Annotated in this window: 6 protein-coding genes; 3 read left to right on the top strand and 3 right to left on the bottom strand. The window is 45.8% G+C overall.

The genetic code is table 11. The features are described 5' to 3' along the window. Nucleotides 1-313: 313 nt before the first annotated feature. Nucleotides 314-802, bottom strand: a complete 489-nt coding sequence (locus QUB37_RS25990; protein ID WP_333167642.1) for a helix-turn-helix domain-containing protein — start codon at nt 800-802, stop codon at nt 314-316. 534 nt (nt 803-1336) lie between these two features. Between QUB37_RS25990 and QUB37_RS25985 the strand changes: the two genes are divergently transcribed. After that, nucleotides 1337-3916 (top strand): calcium-binding protein, encoded by a 2580-nt coding sequence (locus QUB37_RS25985; protein WP_333167640.1) that lies wholly within the window; start codon nt 1337-1339, stop codon nt 3914-3916. Between the two features lie 8 nt (nt 3917-3924). Here QUB37_RS25985 and QUB37_RS25980 read toward each other — a convergent pair whose 3' ends face one another. Next, nucleotides 3925-4056, bottom strand: a complete 132-nt coding sequence (locus QUB37_RS25980; protein ID WP_333167638.1) for a hypothetical protein — start codon at nt 4054-4056, stop codon at nt 3925-3927. Nucleotides 4057-4602: 546 nt separating this feature from the next. Between QUB37_RS25980 and QUB37_RS25975 the strand changes: the two genes are divergently transcribed. Further along, nucleotides 4603-5151 carry a hypothetical protein gene (locus tag QUB37_RS25975; protein WP_333167636.1) on the top strand — a complete coding sequence of 183 codons (549 nt, stop codon included), beginning with the start codon at nt 4603-4605 and terminating at the stop codon, nt 5149-5151. A 298-nt stretch (nt 5152-5449) separates the two neighbouring features. On the opposite strand, the gene lepA is transcribed toward QUB37_RS25975, so the two are convergent. Beyond that, nucleotides 5450-7264 (bottom strand): translation elongation factor 4, encoded by a 1815-nt coding sequence (gene lepA / locus QUB37_RS25970; protein WP_333167634.1) that lies wholly within the window; start codon nt 7262-7264, stop codon nt 5450-5452. 328 nt (nt 7265-7592) lie between these two features. On the opposite strand from lepA, the gene QUB37_RS25965 reads away from it, so the two are divergent. Next, nucleotides 7593-7820: a type II toxin-antitoxin system CcdA family antitoxin gene (locus tag QUB37_RS25965; protein WP_333167632.1), complete on the top strand. Its 228-nt coding sequence runs from the start codon at nt 7593-7595 to the stop codon at nt 7818-7820. The last annotated feature ends 51 nt before the right edge of the window (nt 7821-7871 follow it).

The raw sequence follows: 7871 nt of genomic DNA, 5'->3' as shown, positions 1-7871 counted from the left end.
AAGCCTTTTAAGTGGACATATAAGGGTAAAGTCTTGGCGGCCTAATAGTCTGTGTATTTACGCCGAGCTGTACTAGCAATACCTACTACTATTTATCGATCGCGATCGCTAGTTCATCGCGAATTTGAATGGTAATTCTTGCTATTGTTGTTAGTCACTGATGCTCCGATCGAATCCTAGCACAATAGAAGTGCGATCGCCCTTTTGTGAGAAATGCAGTGTGCGATCGCCCCGCGCGATCGGGTAAAGGTGCGATCGCGCTTCCTGATTTTAGTCACTTCACCCTACCAATATGTTGAATAGTGGCTAAATTTTAGTTACCGTTGTTATCCTTGATGTCTAGATTTTGTATTGAGAGTTCTGAAGGTAGCGGTACAGTTATTTGTATGTATACACCAATTTTTATTTCATTGTTCTCAAAACTTATATTAGTTACATTAACTTTACTATTTTCCGATACACCGTCTTGAATAGGGAATTTAGCAGGTGGCTTAGTTTTATATCCAGCATCCTCAAGCCATTCAGCAATATTTCTCCAATTTTCTATCTTTTCAATGCCTTTACCCACAAAGGCTTTAACGTATTTATAAATAGTGGCACACAGGTCAGTTTCAACACCCTTGGGATTCTTTTTCAGCTTTTCGGCGATTTCAGCGGGACTGAAGCCACAAAGCAACCCCCGCAGATGCAGCTTTTCTACGGGGGTGAGAGGCTTTCCCTTAACGGCGGCCAAGTCCGAGTACAGAGTTTTTAAGTCCCAGCGGCTTTCTGCCTCGACGAAGCAATCGTTTGTGGATGCCATAGATGGGTGTCTCTAAATTTCCTGATGGAATTCTAACATAACTCCTGATGAGTGTTAGTTTATTGCCAGACTCCGCTAGCGTATGATAAGTGAATGCTAAAGCGCAAATAATGAAATTTAAAAGTCAAAACCTTTGTGGGATAGCTTTCTAGCCGTGACTGACTACAGTTAGCGACCCGACAGGGGAGTAAGGCTGAACTTTGGTAAGTTTCTCGCTTTGACTCTAGTTTCCGCCACTGCCAGTAATTTTTTTAATTTATTTTCTGGGATTTTGCATAATTTTCTGGATTTGCCCCTGATAAATAAATGGGAGGCTGCAATGCGCCTTCTGCAGACTGAGTTCTTTGTGAGTGCGATCGCGACGAAAGCTTTGCTATGCAAGAGTTTTGTTTAGATAGCAAATCCCTGACTTCGCATAACTTTAGGGCGATCGCAGGATCTAAAAATACAGGCTAGCAAGTCATTTTTTCAGAGATGCAGAAAGACTTGTAGCTCGAATAGGGATAAATCTAGTATTCACACTGAGATTGCAACATGAACATTAATGGAACGCTGGCTGACGATACTCTCAATGGCACCCCCGATGCAGATTTAATATTTGGACAACAAGGCTCTGACTTAGTGTTTGGCCGTGATAGAGACGACTTAATCTACGGCCAGCAAGGAGATGACAAGCTATACGGTAATGAAGGTAATGATACCGTCTACGATGGCAAAGGTAATGATACAGTTTACGGCGGCAAAGGTGACGATCGGCTATTTGCTAATGCTGGAGATAACTTGATATACGGCAACGAAGGCGAGGATACAGTTAATGGCGGAATAGATAACGATACAGTTTACGGTGGTAAAGGTAATGACAGCTTATTTGGCAACTTTGGGAATGACATTCTCTATGGAGATAAAGGAGCAGATACATTAACTGGGGGGAATGGTAACGACACTTTTTTTATTGGTAAAAATACTGGGGGTTCTGAGCTTTCGGATGCCGATTTGATTGTTGATTATACAGAGGGTGAGGATGTAATTAAGTTAAGCAACGATCTTGCCTTTGATGACCTCAAGATTTATGTGGGCACAGGGGTTAATGCTGGCTACACAATTATTCAGGATGACTTAACAAGGCAATATTTGGCCGTTTTGGAGGGTGACGCCAGATTGACTATTGCTGATTCTAGCGGGATTGTGAGTCTGACGCCTGCGCCTTTGCCGACTCCGACGCCTGTGACGACTCCGACGGCTGCACCGACGGCTGCACCGACACCTGTGACGACTCCGACGCCTGCGCCGACACCTGTGACGACTCCGACGCCTGTCACAACGCCGACACCGGAGCCGAAGCCTTCAATCACCCCAAGTGCAACGACTCCGACGCCTGCGCCGACACCTGTGACGACTCCGACACCTGTGACGACACCTGTCACAACGCCGACACCTGTCACAACGCCGACACCTGTCACAACGCCGACACCTGTCACAACGCCGACGCCTGTGACGACTCCTACACCTGTGACGACTCCTACACCTGTGACGACTCCGACGCCTGTGACGACTCCGACGCCTGTCACAACGCCGACACCTGTAGTCACAATGCCGACGCCTGTGACGACGCCGACACCTGTAGTCACAATGCCGACACCTGTAGTCACAATGCCGACGCCTGTGACGACTCCGACGCCTGCACGTGTAAAACCGACAGCGTTTGATGAAAAATTCTATCTAATGATGAATTACGATGCAACCAAGGCAATTTCTACTGGGAGCGTAAAAAATGCTTTGGAACACTACGAAACTGTAGGTAAAGTTGAAGGTCGCGCCAGTGCCCCTTCTTTTGTGAGCACTTTTAACATTGAATTCGACTATCGGTTTGATACGACTGGGTTTTTCAAGAATAACCCCAACCGTCAAGCTGTTTTGGAATCCGCAGCTACCTACTGGGAATCTGTCATTCAAGATGAATTTGAAAACATTCCCCTTGGCACTAAACTTTCAGTGCAGAATCCTTCTACACAAGAGATAGAGACTGTGGTTTTAGATCGGGAAATTGACGATCTCCTGATCTTTGTAGGCGCTGGTCCTATCAATGCTGCGGGGATAACTTACGGGTATTCCGATCCAAAAGCTTTCCGCGATCGAATCGACGGAGTAAATTACGAACCTTTTGTAGCGAGTATTGCTTTTGATACTAATATCTCCTATTTGGTCGATTCAACGCCATTTGACTTTACTGACACTCCGAGCGAACCTGGCACTCCTAATGCTTTCGGTGGTGTTAACAGCCTTTTCATTAGTGCCGCGCACGAGTTACAACACGCACTCGGGTTTACTAATGGAGCACCAGCTTTCAGTGCGCGAATAAATGGAAGCTCTTTTGACGGCCCCAACGCCAGGGCTGCTAATGGGGGGAATCCTATGCCTCTTCAACCCGCTCCTGACTTATCTCATTTAAGAAGTATTGTGAGCAGTGGTGGATTGCCCTCTCTTTTGGGTGACGGTGGCGGTGCAGGGTTATCAATCCCCACTAAAGTTGACTTGTCACTGTTGGCGGATATTGGCTACACATTTGACGGATTTACTGTTCAAGATTCAACGCCAACCGCTGCAACGGAGGGCGATGATAAAGTCCTTGGCACAAATTTGCCTGATACTCTCAACGGTTTCGGCGGTAACGACATCATCAACGGTGTGGCTGGTAATGATAGCCTGAGTGGTGGTGCTGGCAATGATACGAGCAATGGTGGCGGTGGCAATGATATCCTCGTCGGTGGTGATGGTAATGATATCCTCATCGGCGGCAGTGGCAATGATAGCTTGATTGGAAGTGCTGGCAATGACAACCTTACTGGTGGTGATGGTCAGGATACTTTTGTATTTGGCGATGCTAATGGTCAGGATAATATCAGTGATTTTGTTGTGGCTGATGACAAGATACAGCTAGCTGCTAGTCTTGGTTTTAGTGACGGAGCGGCTGCTTTTGCTGCTAGTGGAAACTTCTTCAATGGCCCCAATACTTTTACTGGAGCGCTGTTTTCTCGGATCACTCTCAGTCCTGGGAATACGATCCAAGTGCTTCACACTCAACCTCTGACGGCGGCTAATATCATTATTTTCTAATCTCGTCTTCAGACAAGTTTAGAAAAAGAGCGATCGCCCTTAATGTCCAAAAGTGCGATCGCCCTCCTCAAATTAGTTAATGGTATAATCATCGATCGCATACCATGCAGGAGTAAACCACTTATTTTGAATAATGGCACAGATACTTCTGAAGACACTCCAGAAGTTGTAGAACAGGATATATAGCCTTTCTCAGATAGATGAGGTATGTAATAAGGCTTGAAAGTCCCGCTATTCAGGGAATCTCGGGTACCTCATCTTTTTAAGAAAGGATATAATAGACCAAACGATTGAAGTAGGAAGTGGTTGTGACTGGACAGGCAGTGGAGTAGAACCTCAGTGGCATAATCCAAAATCCATCAAAGCCTACGATCATATCGATCGCCATCATGGCCCAAAACTGAAATCCCTTAATTTTAGAGGCAGGGCAGCATCCAAAAATCAGCCTCAAGGCCAGTGGCTAAACGATCGAGACTGGGTAAAAGCTGAACAAGTGACACCGAAATATCCCGGTTGTTACATTATAAATTTTAAGCGTTCTATTGGGAAAGTTCACTATCCCAATGGGAAAATAATTGAAAATGTTACCCATGCTTTTATTAAAAGGAAACCAGATGGAACATTCAAATCTGCTTATCCTGTTCTCAATGATGCTACGTTGTCCTCATTAGATAGGAGCGATGAAAATGAATAACTATATCAATTTTACAATCCAGTTAGAAAAACCTAATTGCGAACAATATGCTGACGCACCCGATGACTCATTAGGAGAACTTTCGCATTTTGAATTAGGTCTGAAACTATTTTGCTTTGAATGCGATCGCCCAGTATCAATAGAAATTGGTGAAGAAAAACTAAAAGTTTTTTTAGACCCCGATATCTGTATGCTCCTAGAAGATGAACTCCCCAAAAAAATTAGTGAATTATCCCAAGGGAAACCCATCAAAATAGAATTTGTTGAAAGTGTGTGCCTTACTCTTGAATTGCAGCCATTAACCAACGATAAAATTAGCTGTAATTTCAAAGAATTTGGATATTTATCTCCAAACCAGTTTACCCTAAAATCCAGAAATCAACACTTTGAACTGAATAAAACTCAAGTTATAACAGAGTTAAAGGGATTTGTCGAACAACTCATGGAAATGGCTCTAAATGGCGGCTATATCACCCGCGAAGAAAAGCAAGAATTCCTGATGCCACTCCGCGAAATTGCGCCTGCTTCGGCTATTTGTTAATTAAGTGCGATCGCCCTTAATCCCCAAAAGTGCGTGAAGCGTAGTTATCCCGTAGGGAATAGCTCTTAATCTAACTTCCCTAACTATTTGTATTTATCTGGATTTAAACACTCCTGGACGCACTCCGACAAAGAGTTTCTGGGCCCCCACAGGGACGGGCAAGATGCCCATCCCACAATCAAACTGACTCTTTGTGGAACAGGCATCTTGCCTGTTCTAGATGAGTGCCAACAACTACAAAAAACAGACTCTTTGTGGAACAGGCATCTTGCCTGTTCCTGACAAAAGGCGACACAGATTACGAATCTCGATCGAGCTTCAGCACAGCCATAAAAGCCTCCTGCGGCACATCCACAGTACCCACAGACTTCATCCGCTTCTTACCCTTCGCCTGCTTTTGCAGCAACTTTTTCTTCCGCGAAATATCACCGCCGTAACACTTCGCTAACACATCCTTCCGCAAAGCCGGAATGTGCTCCGAAGCAATCACCTTCGCGCCAATTGTCGCTTGAATCGGCACCTTAAATTGATGGCGAGGAATCAACTCCTTCAGTTTTTCAGTCAAGCCGCGGCCCACATTATAAGCCTTATCCCGGTGTACGATCATCGCCAAAGCATCAACCGGATCGCCATTAATTAAAATGTCCATTTTCACCAACGGATTTTCGCGATAACCGATGAGGTGATATTCCATACTCGCATAACCGCGCGATCGCGATTTCATCTGGTCAAAAAAGTCCGTCACCACCTCCGCCAAAGGCAACTCGTAAACCAGCGTAGTTCGGCCTTGACTCAGATACTTCATATCCATAAAAATGCCCCGCCGACTTTGAGACAGTTCCATCAGCGCGCCCACATAAGTTTCCGGCGACAGCATTTCTACCCGCACATAAGGTTCCTCAATTTTCTCGCGATACTGAGGATCTGGCAAGTGGCTAGGATTGTCAATTGTTAACACTTCTCCTTTAATTGTTGTGATTTGATAAACCACAGAAGGAGCCGTAACAATCAAATCCAAATTGTATTCTCTCTCCAGTCTTTCTTGCACAATTTCCATGTGCAGCAAACCCAAGAAACCGCAGCGGAAACCAAATCCCATCGCACTGGAAGTTTCCGGTTCGTAAGAAAGCGCCGCATCGTTGAGTTCAAGTTTTTCTAAAGCTTCCCGCAAATCGGGAAATTGGTCTGCATCGATCGGGAACAAGCCGCAAAAAACCATCGGCTTTGCCTCTGTATAACCCGGCCAAGGCTCCGGTGCAGGCTTTTTGACCAAAGTAATCGTATCGCCGACGCGAGCATCAGCTACTGCTTTAATTGCCGCGCCCAGATAACCAACTTCGCCCGCGTGCAGTTCGTCTACTTGAACTTGAGTCGGTGAAAGGATGCCCAATTCATCGATGACATATTCCTTACCCGAAACCATCAACAAAACTCGATCGCCCTTTTTGACACTTCCGTCCATCACCCGGAAATACACAATTACCCCGCGATAAGCGTCGTAATAACTATCAAAAATTAGCGCCCGCAGCGGTTTGTCAACAGTATCTTGCGGCGGCGGCACCAATTCGACGATCGACTCCAAAATCTCATCTATACCAATTCCTTCCTTAGCCGAAGCCTCAATCGCCCCGCTACAGTCCAGACCGATAATTTCTTCAATTTCCCCTTTTACCCGTTCCGGTTCTGCCCCCGGCAGGTCAATTTTATTTAAAACTGGAATAATTTCCAGATTGTTTCCCAAGGCAAGGTAGACATTTGCTAGGGTTTGTGCTTCCACGCCTTGAGATGCGTCTACCACCAGCAGCGCCCCTTCGCAAGCAGCGAGCGATCGCGACACCTCGTAAGAGAAGTCCACGTGTCCGGGAGTGTCGATCAGGTTGAGCACGTACTCCTGACCGTCCTTGGCAGTGTAATTCATCCGAGCCGCTTGCAGCTTGATCGTAATGCCGCGTTCGCGTTCGAGCTCCATATTGTCTAAAAACTGCTCCTTCATCTCCCGTGCTTGCACAGTCCCAGTCGCCTGCAACAGGCGATCGGCCAAGGTGGATTTTCCGTGGTCGATGTGAGCAATAATCGAAAAATTGCGAATGCGAGATACAGGGACGTTAGTCATGTTTTTTATCGAAGAGCTAATCGGCAAAGGATACTTTTTGTTGTATGATTACACAAGCAAGAGTCGAGTGCTTACTTCAACCTCTTACTGGGCATTGAGATGAAACCACAACTGAGGCAAACCTCAAGAGTATCAGTTATTAGCCTTTCAAGTGTCCGACCGAGCCCGGACACCCAAAAGGAAAAAACTTTTCTCTGTCTCATTGTACAGAAAGCGGTTAAGCGGTTGAGGAAAGGTTGGGTGCAAATCAGGGACTGCAAATATCTAGTCCAGTCGGTTGTCATCAAAAGAATTGAAACTTAAGAATTAAAACTAGGATTTTTTAACTATGAGCCAGTCAAGTATACCCCCCCACAGTTCGTCAGAAAAAGTGGAACTATCTATCCATATAGATTCTGAACTCCTAGACCAAATTAAGCACTTGACGAATGACCCCAGCAAAGTCATTGAAACAGCAATCAAGCAGTGGCTCAGAGGCGAGCGCCGCGAAGACGAGCTGGCTCTGAGTTTACGCCGCAACCCCCCAGTCCCGCCACGCGGTGAATGGAACGACTGAGGTTTCCCGGTACGAGACGGCGCGCACAAATCTGCTGGCTGTAAAGTTTCT

The organism is Microcoleus sp. AT3-A2 (assembly GCF_036705685.1).
Lineage (GTDB): Bacteria > Cyanobacteriota > Cyanobacteriia > Cyanobacteriales > Microcoleaceae > Microcoleus.
The sequence above is the reverse complement of the archived record's forward strand: the minus strand, read 5'-3'. Positions and strand labels throughout refer to the sequence as shown.